The following is an 18953-nucleotide window of genomic DNA, read 5'->3' as shown; positions in this document are numbered from 1 at the left end:
TAATGATAAGAAAACCCATCATAACAGTTTTGTTGCTTGTTACTCATGCTTTGGCATTTGGTCAGGCTGCTCCCAAACCATACGGCGTATTGCCCTCAGCCCGGCAAATTGGCTGGCACGAAACCGAGATGTACTGCATCATTCATTATGGATTAGACACCTATACAGATAAGGAATGGGGGTATGGTAATGAAAGCCCCGAACTGTTAAACCCCTCAAAATTCAGCGCATTGCAAATTGTAAATGCTGCTAAAAAAGGTGGCTTTAAAGGCGTAGTAGTAGTGGCCAAGCATCATGATGGTTTTTGCTTATGGCCCACCAAAACTACGTCACATAACATCAGCAAAAGCCCTTACCGGAAGGGGAAAGGCGATATGATTAAAGAGTACGAACTGGCTTGTAAAAAGCTGGGTATGAAATTAGGTTTGTACTGTTCGCCCTGGGACCGCAATAATGCCACTTATGGCAAGCCAGCTTACGTCGACATTTACCGTCAGCAATTGAAAGAGCTGTACGCCAATTACGGGCAGCTTTTCATGTCATGGCATGATGGTGCAAACGGTGGTGATGGGTATTACGGCGGTGCTAATGAAACCCGTAAAATAGACCGTACTACTTATTATGGCTGGGACAGCACCTGGGCCATAACCCGCAAAATGCAGCCACTGGCCAATATTTTCGGAGATGTTGGCCTGGATGTACGCTGGGTAGGTAATGAGGAAGGCCGTGCCGGAACCACCCATTGGGCAACTTATACTCCGCAGGCGCCTGATGAAGGCAAATTGCCTGCTAACGGATACGTAAAGTATTGGGAGGGGGTAGAAGGCACGCGTAACGGTAAGTACTGGATACCTGCTGAATGTGATGTGCCTTTAAGACCCGGATGGTTTTACCACAAAGCGCAAGACGGCCAAACTAAGTCGCCGTATTATCTGCTCAACCTGTATTATGAAAGTGTAGGCCGTGGCGCTAATTTGGATCTGGGTATATCACCCAATCATGATGGCGTGATAAGCAGCGAAGACGAGCAAATATTAGAGGAATTTGGTAAATTGCTAAAGCAAACGTTCGCTATTAATTTACTTAAAGGGGCCAGGCTTACCGCAAGTAACGTGAGGGGAGGTAATACAGCAAAGTATGGTACGCAAAATCTGTTAGATGGGAACCGTTACACTTACTGGGCAACCAGTGATAATGTGACCAAACCTACGCTGGAGATTGATCTGCAAACTGCCAAAACCTTTAATGTAATACAGCTTCGTGAAAATATTAAGCTGGGCCAGCGTATCGAAAAAGTGGCCTTGGATATGGATGTTAATGGTGAATGGAAAGAAATAGCCGGAGCCACCAGTATAGGGGCTAACAGGCTTATCCGTTTAAGCAAAAACGTTACAGCCCGAAAATTAAGGCTTCGTATATTGCAATCGCCGGTATGTGTTGCCATAAGCGAATTAGGTATCTACAAAGAGCCGGTTCATTTATCGGTTCCGATGATAACGCGAAGTGGTAAAGGCTTGGTTACCTTAAGCACCGAAGCCCCGGTGAGCAGCATACATTATACTGTAGATGGAACAGCGCCAACGCCACAGTCGCCGGTGTATGACGAGCCTTTTGCGCTACCTAATGGTGGTGTAATTAAAGCCCGAAGTTTTGAGACAAAACAGCAATACAGCGAAATAGCTACACGTCAGTTCGGCCTTGTTAAAACAGGTTGGAAAGCGCTTACACCAAGTACTGGTACAGGCACATCTCAGAAAGCAATTGATGATTATGAAGAAACGTTTTGGAGTAGTACAGGGCCAGCCTCGGCTGTAACTAATTTGCCGCAAGATTTTGTGGTAGACATGGGCACAAGCCAACTCATTAAAGCATTCACTTATTTACCGCGTCAGGATAAAAAGGCAGACGGCATCATTGATAATTATAGTTACGCTGTTAGTACAGATGGCTTAAACTGGAAAGTGGCTGCCGAAGGTGAGTTTGCTAATATAAAATCTAACCCCATTGCACAAACAGTGCAGTTAAGCACACCGGTAAGCGCCCGTTATTTTAAGCTAACCGGCAAACACGTGGTTAGTGGCAGCGGCATTACGATAGCTGAAATTGGGGTAAACATCAAATAATATAGCATGAACCAGTGGTATAAAATAGTTATAGCCTTAGTTCTTAACTGTAGCCTTGCAGGGGCACAGCATAAAGCAGTAACGCAAGTGCCTAACTTAACTCAGTACGTAAATCCAATGATTGGTACAGGTTTTCATGGTCATGTGTTTGTTGGGGCTAATGTTCCTTTTGGAGCAGTGCAACTCGGGCCAACCAATATTGGTGAAGGGTGGGACTGGTCTTCAGGGTATCATTACTCTGATTCTACTATAGTAGGGTTCCAGCATACACATTTAAGCGGCACGGGCATAGGCGATTTAGGCGACATTTCCATCATGCCAATCACCGGGCCCATTAATGTATTTAAAGGCAATCTTAAAAATAAAGCTGGTGGTTATTACTCATTGTTCTCTCACAAAGAAGAAGTGGTAAAACCCGGCTATTACAAGGTAAGGCTTAGCAAATACGACATCCAGGCGGAACTGACGGCCACAACCAGGGTTGGTTTTCATCAATATACGTTTCCAAAGTCGTCGCAGGCGCACATCATTATTGATTTGGGTGCAGGCATAGCCGATCATGCTACCGAAACTTATATTAAACAAGTAAATGCCACTACGGTTACCGGATACCGTTTTTCAAAAGGATGGGCCAGTAAACAACGTATCTATTTTGCTGCTGTGTTTTCCAAAGCACCATCAGGGTTTGGCATTTATGAAGATACTACGCGTATTACAGGCATTCAGCATAAGGGTATTAATGTAAAAGGCGTAGTAAGCTATGCCGTGCAACCTGGTGAGAAAATACTGGTTAAGGTAGGCATATCGCCGGTAAGCGCTGAAAATGCTTTACTTAACATTGACAGGGAGTTGCCCGACTGGAACTTTAAGCAAATAGTTAGCGCTGCTGATGAGGCCTGGAATAAACAATTACAAACCATCCTCATCAAAACCGATTCAGCAACGCAGCGGATAAAGTTTTACACCGCCATGTATCATAACTTAATGGCGCCTTCAGTATTTAACGATGTAAATGGGCAGTACCAAGGTACAGACGGCAAGTTACATATCGCACCATTTACCAACCTAACTACGTTTTCTTTATGGGATACCTACCGGGCAGCTAACCCGCTTTATACCCTTACGCAACCAAAGCAAGTTGGCCACATGATTAATTCAATGCTGGCTATATACCAGCAACAAGGAAAATTACCGGTATGGCACTTAATGGCTAACGAAACCAACACAATGGTAGGCAATAGTGCCATACCCGTTGTGGCAGATGCATTTTTAAAGGGCATAAAGAGCTTTGATAAAAACCTGGCCTACGAAGCCGTTAAGGCCACCGCCATGCGAAACGACAGGGGATTGAACTTTGTAAAGACCTTAGGCTATATTCCGGCCGATAGTACCGTAGAATCTGTAGCGATGGGGCTGGAATATGCCATCGACGATTGGTGCATAGCGCAGATGGCCTTAAAGATGAATAAACTGTCTGACTACGCATATTTCAAAAAACGTAGCTCGTATTATCGTAATTACTTTAACAAGGAAACCAACTTTATGCAAGGGCGGGTTTCCAAAACACAATGGCGTACTCCCTTTAGTCCGTTTGTCTCACGGCACATGAAGGATGATTACACGGAGGGAAACGCCTGGCAATATACATGGCTTGTGCCCCATGATGTAGAAGGTTTAACCGAATTGTTAGGTGGCCAAACAGCATTTAGCTCAAAACTCGATTCGTTCTTTTTAGCGAAAGGCGATATGGGTAAAGAAGTTTCGGGCGATATATCCGGACTAATTGGCCAGTATGCTCATGGTAACGAACCAAGTCATCATATTGCATATTTATATGCTTATGCAGGAAAACCCTGGAGAACAGCGAAACAGGTAAGGTACATACTCAACAAATTTTACACCACTAAGCCCGACGGAATTATAGGTAATGAGGATGTGGGGCAAATGTCTGCCTGGTACATATTTTCCAGTTTAGGATTTTATCCGGCCAACCCTGCTAATGGAGCTTACGTTTTTGGTAGCCCTACGGTAAATGAGGCAGTTTTAAACTTGCCTGGCGGTAAGGTGTTCAACATTTCCGTAAAAAATAACAGCCCTGTCAATATCTACATACAAAAGGTTTTGCTTAACGGTGTACGCTACAATCAATCATACCTGCCGCATAAAACAATAGTTGCTGGCGGCAATATGGTTATAGTAATGGGCAGCAAACCTTCGCCAATATGGGGGGTAAGCAAGCAAGACAGACCTGTATCAAGCAAAGTATATCAATAAGCCAGCTATCAAGTAAAGATGTTAAAAACGGTAACACATAATATGAACGAAACACAATTAAAAGCTTGCAAAGGCAGGATAATTATAGTGTACTTGATAACGCTTGTGGCTTTTTTGGGGAGTAGTTTATCTTTTGCTCAAAACCGGTACGAACTTAATAGCGGGTGGAAATGTAACCCGGTTGGCAAAGTTACTGAAACGGGTAATATGATATCATCGGCCACTTATTCGTTGTCTGGTTGGCAGCCTGCCGTAGTACCTGGAACGGTGCTAACCACTATGCTGGCCAACAAACAAATACCTGACCCTTTTTGGGGAATGAACAACAAGAAAATCCCGGATATTTACAGCACAGGCGCTCAATACTATACTTATTGGTTTGTAAAGGATTTTAAGGAACAACACCCCTCAGGCAAGCAGCAGGTTTGGCTAACCTTTAGGGGTATTAATTACAGCTGTGACATATACCTAAATGGCAAAAAAGTAAATACTACACCCTTTAAAGGGATGTTTCTGCGTAAATCTTTCAATGTAACCAGCTTGCTTTCGGCTAATGGCAATAATCGTTTAGCAGTAATAGTTTATCCTGCCGATGTACCCGGCAATCCTAACGGCGGGCAGGGCGGCGATGGGACTATAGCCCGGAATGTGTCGCACCAGTACACAGCCGGCTGGGATTGGATAAGGCCCATTGCAGATCGTAATACAGGTATATGGGATAAAGTTTACATCGAAAAAACAGGAGTTGTAAATTTGAAAGATCCACATATTGTAACTTTGGTAAAAGGTAAAAGACTACCCGACGGACCACAGCAACCTGCCTTGATCAAGGTGTCGGCATCACTTCAAAATACCTCGTCAAAAAAAGTAGAAGGTGTGTTGCAATATTCAATAGATGGCAAAATGGTGTCCAAACAGGTGAGCATTGCGCCTAATACCCTGGCTGACGTTGAATTACCTGTATTTCAACTTAATAATCCGCGTTTGTGGTGGCCCGCAGGTTATGGTAAACAAGAACAATATACTATTAACTTGCAATTCGTTGAAAAGGGGGGTATGGCATCGGATGCAGAAAAGATAACTTTTGGTGTACGCGAGATACAAGCCGAATGGAACCCGCTTACTATGAGTAAGCAAGTTTTGGTTAACGGTCAAAAAATATTCATCAAAGGCGGCAACTGGATCATCTCAGATGCCATGCTCCGGTTCTCTGAAAAACGCTATGATGCCGAGATCAGGTTCCATCGGGATATGAACCTCAACTTACTGAGGATATGGGGCGGTGCATTGGTGGAGCGCCCTGAGTTTTACGAAGCCTGCGACCGCTATGGACTGCTGGTAATGCAGGATTTTTGGATGTCGGGCGATTGCAATGGCCGTTGGGTTGACCCTATGAAACTTGAAGACCAGTGGACACGCCGGCAATATCCGGATGATCATCATTTGTTCCTCGAGTCGGCTGCGGATATGATAAAAATGGTGCGTAACCATCCTTCACTGGCTATATGGTGCGGTGGAAATGAAATTACACCGCCCGGAGACATTCTAACCCCTTTGCGCGATTCAATACTGCCCAAACTTGATGGTACACGCTGGTTCATTGAGTTTTCCAACTCCGACGAAATGTCGTACAATAGCGTTGGTGGCAATGGCGATGGTCCGTATACTATACAACCTATTAGTATATTTTGGGAAAAAAGAACCTTTCCTTTTAATTCCGAAGTTGGTTCGGTAGGCGTGGGTGACTACGAATCCTTAGAACGCTTTATACCGAAGGAAAACATGCGGGTACCGGTTCCACGCCCCGGCCAAAATCCTAACGAAGACGCTGATTCTGTATGGACGTATCATACCTATACAGGCGTAGGGTATGAGCAAATGCTAGAACCTTACGGAAAACCGGCAGATATAGAGGATTTTACGCGCAAGGCTCAGCTGGTTAACTATGATCAGTATCGCGGATTGATAGAGGGCTTTAGCTCCCACATGTGGGATTGGTATACGGGTGTGATCATATGGAAAACCCAAAACCCTTGGACGGCCATGCGTGGGCAGATGTATGATTATTACCTCGACCCAAATGCTTGCTTATACGGGTTAAAAACCGGCAGTAAGCCTTTAAACGCAATGTGCAACCCGGTTGATGGTATGGTAATGATTGCCAACAATGATTTTAAGCCGCGCCGTAACATAATGCTTGTTATTAAAACATATGATATTACGGGTAAAGAAAAGCTGTTTACCAGCATATTTGCCTATGTGGGGCCAAGCAGCGTTCAAAAGATCTCGTCGGTAAAAAAGGAAATAGAAGTAATGGCGAAAAATCATGGCGGCTTTTTGCACCTCGAACTGTTTGATGAGAATCAAAAATCAATAGGTGAAAATTTATACTGGTTCCCTGATGATAAAGGCATGTACTCGGGTCTCAATATGATGAAAAAGATAACGCCGCAGGTAACTGCTCGTCAAGTGCAAAAAGGAAAAATTGAGGTAACGATGAGCAATGTGGCAGGTAATCCCGTTGCGTTCTTTAACCGTTTGTCTTTACTTGATCCCAAAACGGGTAAACGGCTGCTTCCGGTATTTTACAGTGATAATTATGTATCAGTATTACCGGGCAAAAACAAAATAATCACTATCGATTACACACCTGAAACAGGTGAAGCTTTACCGACGCTTTCAGTGAAGGGCTGGAACGTAGATGAACAAAAAATCATTATTAAATAAGCGTACATGAGAAAAATAGTTTATTTATGGCTCACGCTTCTTGTTGCTGTTAACGTACAGGCTCAAAACAAGCCGTTATATAAAAATGCTACTGCGCCCGTGAACCAACGGGTAGCCGATTTGTTAAACCGCATGACACTTGAAGAAAAGGTTGGTCAGCTATCGGTGCTTTTAGGTTGGGATATGTATGAGAAGAATGGCAACCAGGTTACGGTAAGCGCAGCGTTTAAAAAAGCTTTAAAAGAGCAGTATACTGGCATGCTTTGGGCTACGTTGCGTGCCGACCCTTGGACAAAAAAAACACTCCTAAACGGGCTTAACCCCGAGCTTGCCGCACGTGCTACTAATGCTATTCAGAAATATGCAATAGAAAACACGCGCTTAGGCATCCCTGTTTTTATTGCAGAAGAGTGCCCACATGGACATATGGCCATAGGGACGACTGTTTTTCCGACTGCTATAGGCCAAAGCAGCACCTGGAATCCTGCTCTTATACAAAACATGGCAACTGTTATTGCTAAAGAAGCGCGTTTACAAGGTACACATATAGGCTATGGACCCATACTTGATCTGGCACGCGAGCCTCGCTGGTCGCGCTTAGAAGAAACTTATGGTGAAGATGCCGTTCTGAACAGTGCCATGGGGCAGGCTGTGGTTAAAGGTTTTCAGGGAAATAGCCTGTCGTCGGGTATAAATGTAATTGCTACCCTCAAACATTTTACGGCTTACGGGGTACCCGAGGGAGGGCATAATGGCAGCAGTGTAAGCATAGGTAACAGGGAGCTGCACCAATCGTTCTTGCCGCCCTTCAAGGCCGCCGTAAAAGCTGGAGCATTATCAGTAATGACGGCTTATAATTCTATTGATGGGGTGCCTTGCTCGGCTAACCCGGTTCTTCTTAAAGACGTGTTACGCACCGATTGGGGATTTAAAGGTTTTGTTGTGTCTGACTTGGGAAGTATAAGCGGGCTTGAAACTAATCATAAAGTGGCGGCAAGTGCCGAAGCTGCCGCAGCATTGGCCATAAACTCGGGCCTTGATGCTGATTTGAGTGGTTATGGTTATGGGCCTGCTCTTATAAAAGCAGCCAAAGCAGGTAGCGTAGCTACAGCAGTAATTGATACAGCTGTGGCCCGCATACTAAAACTTAAGTTTGAAATGGGGTTGTTCGAAAAGCCTTATGTGGATGTAGCCCTCGCAAAAAATGGAGTTAAGACGGCTACAAATATCCAGTTAGCAAGGCAGGTTGCACACGAGTCTATTATCTTGCTTAAAAATGATAGGGGTACGTTGCCGCTTAAACGAACATTGAAGAGCATTGCTGTAATAGGTCCTAATGCAGATAATATGTATAATCAATTGGGTGACTATACGGCTCCGCAGGATGAAGCAAGTGTGATTACCGTTGTTCAAGGGCTCCGAGCCAAGTTGCCGTCCACAACAAATATTAGCTATGTAAAAGGATGTTCTGTTAGGGATACTTCTTTTAATGAAATAGCAAAAGCGGTTGAGGTAGCCAGGAAATCTGAGATAGCTATTGTAGTATTAGGCGGATCGAGCGCACGTGACTTTAAAACCAAGTATGAAAGCACTGGCGCAGCGCAGGTAACTGCAAACACCATAAGTGATATGGAAAGCGGTGAAGGCTTTGATAGATCTACCCTTAACCTGATGGGTAAGCAGCTAAAGCTTTTACAAGAAATAGTTAAAACCGGTACGCCTGTGGTTTTGGTACTGATAGAAGGCAGGCCGCTTGATATAAACTGGCCGGCAGAACATGTTCCGGCAATTATTAACGCATGGTATCCGGGCATGCAAGGTGGCAATGCTATTGCAGATGTGCTTTTTGGCGATTATAACCCTGCCGGGCGATTGCCTGTTTCGGTACCTAAATCCGTTGGGCAACTCCCTGTTTATTACAACTACAAAAAGCCCAGCCCGCATAACTATATCGAAACTGATTCTAAACCACTATATCCTTTTGGTTATGGCTTAAGCTATGCAAAATTTGACTATAGTAACCTTTTGATTAGTAAAATACAAGGTGCATCAGGTTCTTCTATCAGTGTAAAATTCAAAATCAAAAACGTAAGCAATCGTGAGGGGGACGAGGTTGTGCAGTTGTATCTGACCGATGATGTTAGCTCCGTAGTAACCACCAACAAGCAGCTTAAAAAGTTTAGTCGTATACACCTGAAAGCTTATGAAGATAAATCTGTTGAATTTTTACTCAACGAGGAAGACCTGCAAATACTCGATATAAATATGAAATGGGTGGTTGAGCAGGGCACCTTTTCGGTAATGGTTGGAGCCTCATCGGCCGATGTGAAACTAACCGGAAGTTTCAGTATTGGCGATGGTAAAAAATAACACTGTGTTTTTGAGTATAATTTTGTTACATAATAATATTATCTGTATATAACTTAGAAGTTAATTTTACATAAATTCGTTGGAGCTATTATGAGCCAATTCAATAAACTCAGCGATTATAATCTGATATCCTTGTTAAGAGAGGATGACGATGCTGCGTTTAAGGAAATTTATGGTCGTTATAATAGCCTGCTGTATATTTATGCCTATCGCAAATTGCGCGATAAGGAAGAAGCACGTGACGTGGTGCAGGAAGTTTTTACAACTTTATGGACAAACCGCTGCTCTTTAATTATTCAAACCACATTATCCGGCTATTTGTACCGGGCTGTGCTGAATAAAGTGCTCAACATATTCAGACATAAAGGCTTTTGTGATGCTTACGCCGATCAGTTGCAAAGTATGATGAGTGCAAACTCTACTACTGACTACCTCATTCGGGAAAAGGAAATTGCAGGGCTTATTGAAAAAGAAATTACTTCGATGCCTCCCCGTATGCGCGAAGTATTTGAACTCCGCAGGAAAGAGTTTTTGACTAATAAGGAAATTGCCGATCGGTTAAGCATATCAGAGCATACCGTATCCACGCAAATGAAAAAAGCTCTCCGGGTTTTAAGAGTGCGTTTTGGTGTTGTATCGGCATTCTTATATCTCATTTTCGGTTAACAGCTTCGCTTCAGAATCGGTTTATACATCCGCATCTTAACATATAGATTTTTTTAAATAATTATTTTGATAGCGCATACCCAATGCGCTTAAGTCGTGTGTCTTATACATAACTTCAATAATATAATAAGGCTTAGCTAAGTAATCTTTGCCGTTCAGCCTTTTCATGAAGTGAACCACATCTAATGGAAAACGAAGATTTTAAAGACTTATTAAAAAAGTTCAAAGAAGGGACTTGCACTGATGAAGAAAAGGCAATGATAGCCTATTGGGTTCATCATCTTAATCAACAGGGAGATTCTGGACTTTCGGAACAGGACATGATGGAAGCGCACGATCAAATGTGGGATAATATCAAACCTGTTAAAAAACTAACCCGGCGTTTTTATTGGCCCGCTGCAGCAGCTGTACTGGCATTCGCAATGTTGGGTTTGGCAGCTCACTTTTTGTTGAATAACGTAGCTAATAAGGCAAGCAACGCAAACAAAGTGTCCGTTACCAGCAAAATTAAACCAGGTGGCAATAACGCAGTTTTAATACTTGCAAACGGAACACAAATCATATTAAATCAGGCATCGAATGGTCAAATTGCCCACCAGGCTGGGATACGTATCAGCAAACAGGCCGATGGGCAGCTTATTTATTCTGTAGCCGGCAATTTTACCCAGGCAGATAGCAGCGAATTAGCCTATAATACACTGCAAACCCCGCGAGGCGGCCAATACCAAATTAATTTACCCGATGGGAGTAAGGTTTGGCTAAATGCAGCCTCGTCATTGCGTTTTCCTCTCCGGTTCAACACCAAACAACGCATGGTAGAATTATCGGGCGAGGGGTATTTTGAAGTTGCGCACGTAAATGCGCCGGGTGGTAAAAGGTTGCCGTTTACGGTAAAAACCATTTCGCCTGTAGCCGGCCAAAATGGGCAGTTGGTAGAAGTATTAGGCACCCACTTTAACGTTAACGCTTATGATGATGAAAGCGTTGTAAAGACAACGTTGTTAGAGGGGAGCGTCCGCGTAAGGCAGTTGAGTCCCAATCAGCAAGCTAATGCCAGTTATGCTATGCTAAAACCCGGAGAGCAATCTGTTTTAAGTAACGGAGGGTTCACGGTAGTGCCTACTGATACAGAAGCCGCCATAGCCTGGAAAAACGGATACTTCCGGTTCAATGACGAAAGCTTGGAGAGCATTATGCGTAAAGTATCAAAATGGTATGATATAGATGTGGCCTATCAGAATGAGGCGCTTAAAAAGAAACTATTTGCAGGCGTAACCACTCGTTTTGCAAACGTAACTGAACTACTAAAAATGCTTGAGCTTACCGGCGAAGTTAAATTTAAAATTGAAGGCCGGAAAATACAAGCCTTCGATAAAAAGAACTAATACTGATTAACCAATTAACTTAAACCAAAACAGAAAACTTATGAAAGACTCAACCTAAACTTGAAATAGCTATGAGCATATACTTCAATCATAAGTGCTATACAAAACTACTGAGAGGAGGACTTACTCAATTTTCTTTTGAAATAACGTATTAATATTAAAAATAGACATAAATGCATAAAGTTTTTACTAATTCTTTTTGTAATTCACCGGCAGTTACTGGCCAGCGCTTCGTAATCACAAAAATTATTACGGTATTAATGTTTGCCACATTAATGCAGGTTAGAGCAGCCGGATTTGCTCAGCAAGTATCCATTAACCAGAAGAACATCACTTTAAAACAGGTTTTTAATGAGATAAACAAACAGACCGGCTATAACATCCTGTGGTCATCCAAAAACATAAGGAATGACAAGGTAATAGATGTGGATTTGAACAAGGCGACTATACAGCAAGCCTTAACAGAATGCTTAAAAGGTTCTCACCTTACTTATACAATCGATAACAAAACCATTGTAATAAGAGAAAGTGAGACCGCGGTTAAAAGCGAAGTGGCCAAACCTATCAAAGGAAAGATTACCGATGACAAGGGCGAGCCATTAGTTGGCGCTACCATTAAAGTAAAAGGTTCATCTAAAGGTTCGGTAACCGATGCAACGGGCTCGTTTACGCTTGATGCTTCAGCAGGTGATGTACTTGTTGTATCTTACCTAGGTTACACTACAGAAGAGGTTACTGTTGGCAATCAAGCTGTTCTTTCCATTGTGTTAAAAGAAGCGCAAAACGAGCTTACTAGGGTGGTTGTTACTGCATTGGGTATAAAAAAGCAGGCACGCAGCCTTTCATACAATGTACAGGAAATCAATGGCGAAGAGCTTAACCGTGTTAAGGACGTTAACTTTGTAAATGCGCTGGCAGGCAAGGTGGCAGGTGCTACAATTAATAGCAGTTCGGCCGGTCCGGGCGGCAGTACAAGGGTAGTACTACGTGGAACCAAATCAATCAGTAACAATAATAACGCCTTGTATGTGGTTGATGGTATTCCAATGCCTTCGCTGTCAAGCGGGCAGCCGGGCGATGTGTTTTCGGGTGCTGGTCAAACCGGCGATGCTATATCTAACATCAACCCCGAGGATATTGAATCGGCTACGGTCCTGACGGGCCCATCTGCCGCCGCCCTGTATGGTAATCGTGGAGCTAATGGTGTAATTGTAATCACCACTAAAAAGGGCATAAAAGGAAGCTTTTCTGCAACGGTATCTAATAACACCACTTTTACATCGCCGTTTGTAATGCCCCGCTTTCAGAACACGTATGGTTCTGAGGCCGGCAGCTTTTCAAGCTGGGGTGAAAAATTGAGCACGCCAACTTCTTACCAACCTAAAGATTTTTTCCAGACAGGAGTTAACACCACTACGGCGCTTAGCATATCAACCGGTACCGAAAAAAGCCAGACTTATTTCTCGGCAGCAGCAGTTAATGCTAATGGTATTATCCACAACAACGACCTTGAGCGTTACAATTTTTCCTTCCGCAACACTACCAAATTTTTGAACGATAAGCTTAACCTTGACGTAAGTGCCATGTACGTGAAGCTTAAAGAGCAAAATATGCTAGCACAAGGGCAATATTTTAATCCGCTTATTCCTATCTATTTATTTCCTCGTGGCGATGACATCCGCAAATACCAGGCATTTGAACGTTACAATCCAACCCGTAACTTCAAAACACAATTCTGGCCATTCGGCGATCAGGGTTTCCAGATGCAAAACCCATATTGGATAACCGAACGCGATTTGTTTGAGAACAACAAAGACAGGTACATGCTTACCGCTAATTTGCAGTACAACATTAACAGCTGGATGAACATTACTGGTCGCGTAAAAATGGACCAAAATACTTCGATAAATGAACGGAAGTATTATGCCTCAACTGCGGGTTTGTTTGCCAGTGATGCAGGTGCATATTACCGTTATAACTACAACACGCGTCAAACTTATGCTGACCTGTTGCTGAATATCAATAAAACCGTTAAAGATTTTTCTATATCGGCTAACGTTGGTGCCAGTTTAACAGATGACGTATACGATGAAACATCATTTGGTGGTAATCTGCAGAGTGTGCCTAATCTTTTCACTTATGGAAACGTTAATCTTTCGAATGCAAGGCCGTTACAAACCGGTTACCACGAACAATTGCAGGCTGCATTTGCAACAGCACAAGTTGGCTATAAAAGCAAGGTTTATTTAGATTTAACAGGCCGTACCGATTGGGCATCACCTTTAGCTTATACCAGTACTAAAGCAATCTTTTATCCATCGGTAGGTTTGTCAGGTGTAATGACTGATATATTTGACATCAAGTCAAATGTGCTTTCGTTTTTAAAGGCACGAGTTTCTTATAGCGAGGTGGGCAATCCGCCAACCAGGTTTCTTTCAAACCCAACCTATCCTTTAACAAACGGATACCCGCAAACCACTACTTATTTGGCGGCGTCCAATCTTACTCCAGAAAGAACCAAATCATATGAGGCCGGTTTAAATTTCGTATTCTGGAACAACAAGGTTAAATTAGATGTTACCGCCTACAGCTCATCTACTTATAACCAGTTATTTAACCCCTCGCTTTCGCCAAGTTCGGGCTACAGCAGCTTTTATGTTAACGCAGGCCGGATAGATAACAAAGGTATCGAAGTAACTGCTTCATTGAACCAAAAGCTTGGTCCGGTTAAATGGACCTCAAACCTGGTATACTCACTAAACCGTAATAAGATCAAACAATTATTACCGGCCTACCAAAATCAGGCAACCGGCGAGACAGTTTCTATTGATAGTTTAGATATGGGTGGCACCACCAGCTACAAAATGATACTGGTTAAGGGCGGCTCAATGGGCGATGTTTATGTAAACACCCTTAAAACGGATGAGCACGGTTATATTTATGTAAACTCGTCATCTCAAACCGTAGCTACTGATCAAAACCGGTATGTAAAGGCAGGTAACGCCAATCCAAGGTTTAACCTGGGCTGGCGCAACGGCTTTAACTACAAGGGTGTAGACGTGAGCTTTTTGGTTACCGCGCGTATTGGCGGTGTAGGCGTTTCGGTAACCCAGGCAGTTATGGATGCCTACGGTGTGTCTGAAACTTCTGCTTTAGCCCGCGACAATGGTGGAGCTGTTGTGAATGGTTATAAAATTCCGGCACAACCTTATTACCAAACCATTGGCGGCGGTACATCTGGTGTGGGTTCCATGTACGTTTATAGTGCAACCAACGTACGGTTAGGCGAAGCATCGGTAGGCTACACCATTCCATTAGGGAAATATGCAAAATGGGTTAAAGGCTTAAACGTTTCGGTTATTGGACGTAACTTGTTTATGTTCTATAACAAAGCACCGTACGATCCGGAAAACACCGCAAATACAGGCACCTACTACCAAGGTATAGATTATTTTATGCAGCCAAGCTTACGCAGTTTAGGTTTTTCGGCAAGGCTGCAGTTTTAATAGTTAATAAAGAAAAAGATGAAGAATACAATTAAAACCTATATAAGCAAATTGCCATTATGTACAGCAATGCTGTTAATGCTAAGCAGTAGCTGTACCGACAATTATGAAGATTATAACACCAACCAGCATCAGGCCACTGCAGAGATGTTACAGGCTGATAACCTGGCGACAGGAACATTTTTTGTGCAGATGCAAAAAAATGTGTTCCCGATAGCACAGCAGCCAGAATTTGGCGACGAAGTTTACCAAACCATGCAAAACCTGGCGGGAGATGTTTACTCGGGTTACATGGGTACAACTAACAACTTCTATTCAGGTGTAAATAATACTACTTATGGTTTAGTGCCACAATGGTACGGCCAGGCGTTCAACAGAGCATTTGTAGGCATTATGCCGGCCTGGAGTGCAATTAGAAAAGCGGCACAAACTGAGACACCACAGGTACTTGCTATTGCTACCATTGTAAAAGTGGAGGCATTACATCGCACTACCGATATGTATGGTCCGCTACCATATAAAAACTTTGGCAATGGCGCGCTGCAAAACCAGTACGACAGCCAAAGAGATGTGTACTACGCTTTTTTTGATGAACTTAACCAGGCTATACAAACGCTAACCGATTTCTCTGTTAAGTTTCCGGGCGCTACTGCGCTTGCTCAGTATGATTTTATTTACGGCGGAAACGTGAAAAATTGGATTAAGTTTGCCAATTCGTTAAAGTTGCGGTTAGCCATGCGTATTGTTTACGCCGATGCAGCTAAGGCTCGTACTGAGGCTGAGTCTGCGGTTAACCACCCTATAGGCGTAATGACTGATGCCAGCGAAATAGCTGCGCTTCAGCATACTTCTAATCTCGTTTATAACCACCCGCTGTATATTATATCAACAAACTTTAATGATATAAGAATGGGCGCTAACATGGAGTCATTCCTGAGCGGCTATAAGGACCCACGCCTGCCTCGCTACTTTAACGCCGCGTCTGATGGCTTGTACCATGGTATCCGTAATGGTATTACCATCACCAATAAAGCTACCTACGCAGAAGGCCCGTTTTCGGGTTTAAATGTGGTATCAAGCACACCAATAGTTTGGATGAATCCGGCTGAAGTTCATTTTTTGCGGGCCGAAGGGGCATTAAGAGGTTGGAACATGGGAGGTACGGCTAAGGCATTTTATGAATCGGGCATACGTACGTCGTTCACTGTAAGCGGCGTAACTGCAAGCGCCGATGCATACATTAGTGATGCGGTGAGCCTTCCTGCTGCTTATACTGATGTGCGTAATAGTGGAAACAACGTAACTGCAACAAGTGCCGATTTAAGCAAAATTACCATTAAGTACGATGAAACGGCTGCCTTTGAAGCTAATTTAGAACGCATTATTACCCAAAAGTGGCTTTCTACGTACCCTGACGGTCAGGAGGCTTGGACAGAGTTTAGACGTACCCGCTATCCGAAGGTTTTCCCGGTGGTGTTAAATACAAGCCAGGGGTTAATCAATACAGCAACCCAGATACGTCGTTTACCTTTCCCTGCCACCGAGTATCAAACCAATTCGGCAGGCATAGCGCAAGCCATATCATTGCTTGGGGGAGCCGATAATGGCAACACCAAACTATGGTGGGATAAAAAGTAGTAATTGAGAACATTTAATCATCAATTAAGAATGAAAAAGAAATTATTGAATCTGTTGCTTGCTTGTTTGGCTGGTGCTTTTACGGCTTGTGATAAACAAAATATGCCTGAGGCTATCCAGATACAAAAACCCTATACTTATAATGATAAGTATTACGAAAACTTACGCGCCTACAAGAAGTCTGATCACCAGATTTTTTATGGATGGTTTGCCGCTTACAGCCACAAAGAAGGGGTTGTTGCGGAGTATAAAAAGTCTGCCTCATGGGGTGAGCACATCGCCGGCATGCCCGATAGTTTAGACTTTTGCAGCCTTTGGATGGGCATACCATCAAATAAGCAGAATGATGCGGTTACTACTTATAACCCGATAGCGTACGAAGAAATGCGCAAGGTAAGGGAAATTAAAGGAACCAAAATGCTTGTTCCGGAAATTACCCGCATTGCAAAGTACCCTAATTTTCCAAAGAACGATGATGGTATAAAAATGTATGCCGACTACTTAGTTAAAATGGTGCTTGACAATGATCTTGATGGTTTGGATCTGGATTATGAACCCGAAGGGGACTGGATATCCGGTGATAACTTTACAAAGATGGTGGCACTCATAGGTCAGCAGTTCGGGCCAAAATCGTCCCGTCCTGATAAGTATCTGATAATTGATTATTACACCCAGTTACCGGCAGCTGCGGTAGAGCCTTACATAAATTATTTAGTAAACCAGGCTTACACCCAGGGTACAACAACAACTTCGGCTACTTTTTTGCAAGGCCGTTACAACTCTGTAGCAGCATGGTGCCCTACAAAAAAATATATTGTTACCGAAAACCTGGGCGAATGGTGGGAGAACGGTGGCTCGCCGTTTACCGAGGCCGATGGCAATACGTTTAACAAGGATGGAAAGCAGATGTACTCATTAGAAGGAATGGCCCGCTGGAACCCTACACAGGGTAAAAAAGCCGGCTGGGGAGCTTTCTATTTTGATCGTGATTACAACACTCAGGTTCCGTATGGTAATGTAAGGCGCAGTATTCAAATCGCTAACCCATCGGTGCGGTAACCTAATAACATTTAAATAAAAAAATAAGTCATTATGAAAAAGTTAAGCTATAAAATAAGGCTCGCATTGCCTGTTGTGCTTGGCCTGGTATCGGTACTATTTGCTACATGTAAAAAGTATGTCGATTTCAAGGATGTAATTATGATAACAGGTACCGAAACCAACAAACTCATTAAGTTTACGGTTGAGGGAAGTACAGCTACTTATGGTGTAACCGCAACGGCTACCGGAAAGGTAAGCGAAGATGTTACCGTTAATTTTGAAATAGATAGCACACTTATTGCTGGCTATAATGCCGAAACATCTGCCAAGTATGCTATACCGCCAAAAGGTAGTTACGAATTGGTTGGCAACACCGGCATTATAAAGGCCGGAACAAATGTATCTAACGCAGTTTCGGTTAAAATTTTGTCTACCGCGAAATTTGTAGACGGCAGATCGTATGTAATACCGGTAACTATTAAGAGTGTAACCGGTACAACAAGTGTATTGGAGGCATCTCGTACGGTATATTTAAAGGTAGCCCGTGTTCTTGATTTCAACTCAATAGATATTTCCAACCCAAATTTTTACTATCCGTATGCATTTGCTCAGCCTTTAAATAATATTACCAAATATACTTTTGAGATTAAATGCTACATCAACGACTGGCATCCTGGAAGCAACCAAATAAGCCGTTTGAGCAATTGGGGGCCTGTTGACGAATCATTGCCCAACTTGCTGCGTTTTGGTGAAGCTGGTAGCAAAATAAACCAGTTACAATGGGTATCGGCTGGTGGCAGTGCTTTCTCAACCACGGAATTTGCCACCAAGACATGGTACACCATATCATGTGTGTTTGATGGCAGTACTTACCGTATGTATGTAAACGGAAAGTTAGATGCAAGCTTTGAGGGCGCTCCTAAAACTTACCAGTTAGGTGCACTGGAAATAGGCATGTCTTATGCAGTCTATCAAACAGCACAACGCTTTTTGGGCCGGGTTGCTGAGATAAGATTCTGGGACAGACCACTATCATTAACTGAAATACAGGAAGGACTTTGCGGCGTTGACGCTGGTGCCAATGGCTTAATGGGTTATTGGAAAATGAACGAGGCTTCGGGCAATACTTTCTTTGACCGCAGCGGACATGGCAGAGATATGGCATGGCCTAAAGCCGTAACCTGGATTACTGATATTAACAACAAATGTGCTCAATAAAATAA

At 43.2% G+C, this 18953-nt stretch carries 10 protein-coding genes; all 10 read left to right on the top strand.

Features of this window, described 5'->3' with window-relative positions; all coding sequences use genetic code 11:
• Positions 1-2: 2 nt before the first annotated feature.
• The 10 genes from ABDD95_RS12350 (at position 3) to ABDD95_RS12305 (ending at position 18948) form a co-directional block, all read left to right on the top strand.
• Complete coding sequence (locus ABDD95_RS12350) at positions 3-2123, top strand: discoidin domain-containing protein (protein ID WP_345947635.1); 2121 nt, start codon at positions 3-5, stop codon at positions 2121-2123.
• Between the two features lie 6 nt (positions 2124-2129).
• Positions 2130-4397: a GH92 family glycosyl hydrolase gene (locus tag ABDD95_RS12345; RefSeq protein ID WP_345947634.1), complete on the top strand. Its 2268-nt coding sequence runs from the start codon at positions 2130-2132 to the stop codon at positions 4395-4397.
• Positions 4398-4439: 42 nt separating this feature from the next.
• Positions 4440-7124 carry a glycoside hydrolase family 2 TIM barrel-domain containing protein gene (locus ABDD95_RS12340; protein ID WP_345947633.1) on the top strand — a complete coding sequence of 895 codons (2685 nt, stop codon included), beginning with the start codon at positions 4440-4442 and terminating at the stop codon, positions 7122-7124.
• A 6-nt stretch (positions 7125-7130) separates the two neighbouring features.
• The gene (locus ABDD95_RS12335; protein WP_345947632.1) at positions 7131-9494 is read left to right on the top strand and encodes a glycoside hydrolase family 3 N-terminal domain-containing protein; all 2364 of its coding nucleotides are present in this window, start codon (positions 7131-7133) and stop codon (positions 9492-9494) included.
• Positions 9495-9584: 90 nt separating this feature from the next.
• Positions 9585-10160, top strand: coding sequence for an RNA polymerase sigma-70 factor (locus ABDD95_RS12330; protein ID WP_345947631.1), 576 nt, complete (start codon positions 9585-9587; stop codon positions 10158-10160).
• 185 nt (positions 10161-10345) lie between these two features.
• Positions 10346-11545, top strand: coding sequence for a FecR domain-containing protein (locus ABDD95_RS12325; RefSeq protein ID WP_345947630.1), 1200 nt, complete (start codon positions 10346-10348; stop codon positions 11543-11545).
• A gap of 260 nt (positions 11546-11805) precedes the next feature.
• On the top strand, positions 11806-15051 hold the full coding sequence (locus tag ABDD95_RS12320; protein WP_345947629.1) for a SusC/RagA family TonB-linked outer membrane protein: 3246 nt from the start codon (positions 11806-11808) through the stop codon (positions 15049-15051).
• Between the two features lie 18 nt (positions 15052-15069).
• Positions 15070-16689 carry a RagB/SusD family nutrient uptake outer membrane protein gene (locus tag ABDD95_RS12315; protein ID WP_345947628.1) on the top strand — a complete coding sequence of 540 codons (1620 nt, stop codon included), beginning with the start codon at positions 15070-15072 and terminating at the stop codon, positions 16687-16689.
• Between the two features lie 30 nt (positions 16690-16719).
• A complete protein-coding gene (locus tag ABDD95_RS12310) occupies positions 16720-17748 on the top strand; it encodes a glycoside hydrolase family 18 (protein ID WP_345947627.1) in 1029 nt (342 codons plus the stop codon).
• 33 nt (positions 17749-17781) lie between these two features.
• Positions 17782-18948: a DUF1735 and LamG domain-containing protein gene (locus tag ABDD95_RS12305; protein WP_345947626.1), complete on the top strand. Its 1167-nt coding sequence runs from the start codon at positions 17782-17784 to the stop codon at positions 18946-18948.
• Positions 18949-18953: the final 5 nt, after the last annotated feature.

Origin of the sequence: Mucilaginibacter sp. PAMB04274, assembly GCF_039634385.2 — a bacterium.
Lineage (GTDB): Bacteria > Bacteroidota > Bacteroidia > Sphingobacteriales > Sphingobacteriaceae > Mucilaginibacter.
This window is presented reverse-complemented; position numbering and strand designations above follow the sequence as displayed.

Bases quoted from the DNA above. Each gene is read 5' to 3' on its own strand.
- ABDD95_RS12305 (WP_345947626.1), top strand. From the start codon at position 17,782: ATGAAAAAGTTAAGCTATAAAATAAGGCTCGCATTGCCTGTTGTGCTT.
- ABDD95_RS12330 (WP_345947631.1), top strand. From the start codon at position 9,585: ATGAGCCAATTCAATAAACTCAGCGATTATAATCTGATATCCTTGTTA.
- ABDD95_RS12310 (WP_345947627.1), top strand. From the start codon at position 16,720: ATGAAAAAGAAATTATTGAATCTGTTGCTTGCTTGTTTGGCTGGTGCT.
- ABDD95_RS12335 (WP_345947632.1), top strand. From the start codon at position 7,131: ATGAGAAAAATAGTTTATTTATGGCTCACGCTTCTTGTTGCTGTTAAC.
- ABDD95_RS12340 (WP_345947633.1), top strand. From the start codon at position 4,440: ATGAACGAAACACAATTAAAAGCTTGCAAAGGCAGGATAATTATAGTG.
- ABDD95_RS12320 (WP_345947629.1), top strand. From the start codon at position 11,806: ATGTTTGCCACATTAATGCAGGTTAGAGCAGCCGGATTTGCTCAGCAA.
- ABDD95_RS12325 (WP_345947630.1), top strand. From the start codon at position 10,346: ATGGAAAACGAAGATTTTAAAGACTTATTAAAAAAGTTCAAAGAAGGG.
- ABDD95_RS12315 (WP_345947628.1), top strand. From the start codon at position 15,070: ATGAAGAATACAATTAAAACCTATATAAGCAAATTGCCATTATGTACA.
- ABDD95_RS12350 (WP_345947635.1), top strand. From the start codon at position 3: ATGATAAGAAAACCCATCATAACAGTTTTGTTGCTTGTTACTCATGCT.
- ABDD95_RS12345 (WP_345947634.1), top strand. From the start codon at position 2,130: ATGAACCAGTGGTATAAAATAGTTATAGCCTTAGTTCTTAACTGTAGC.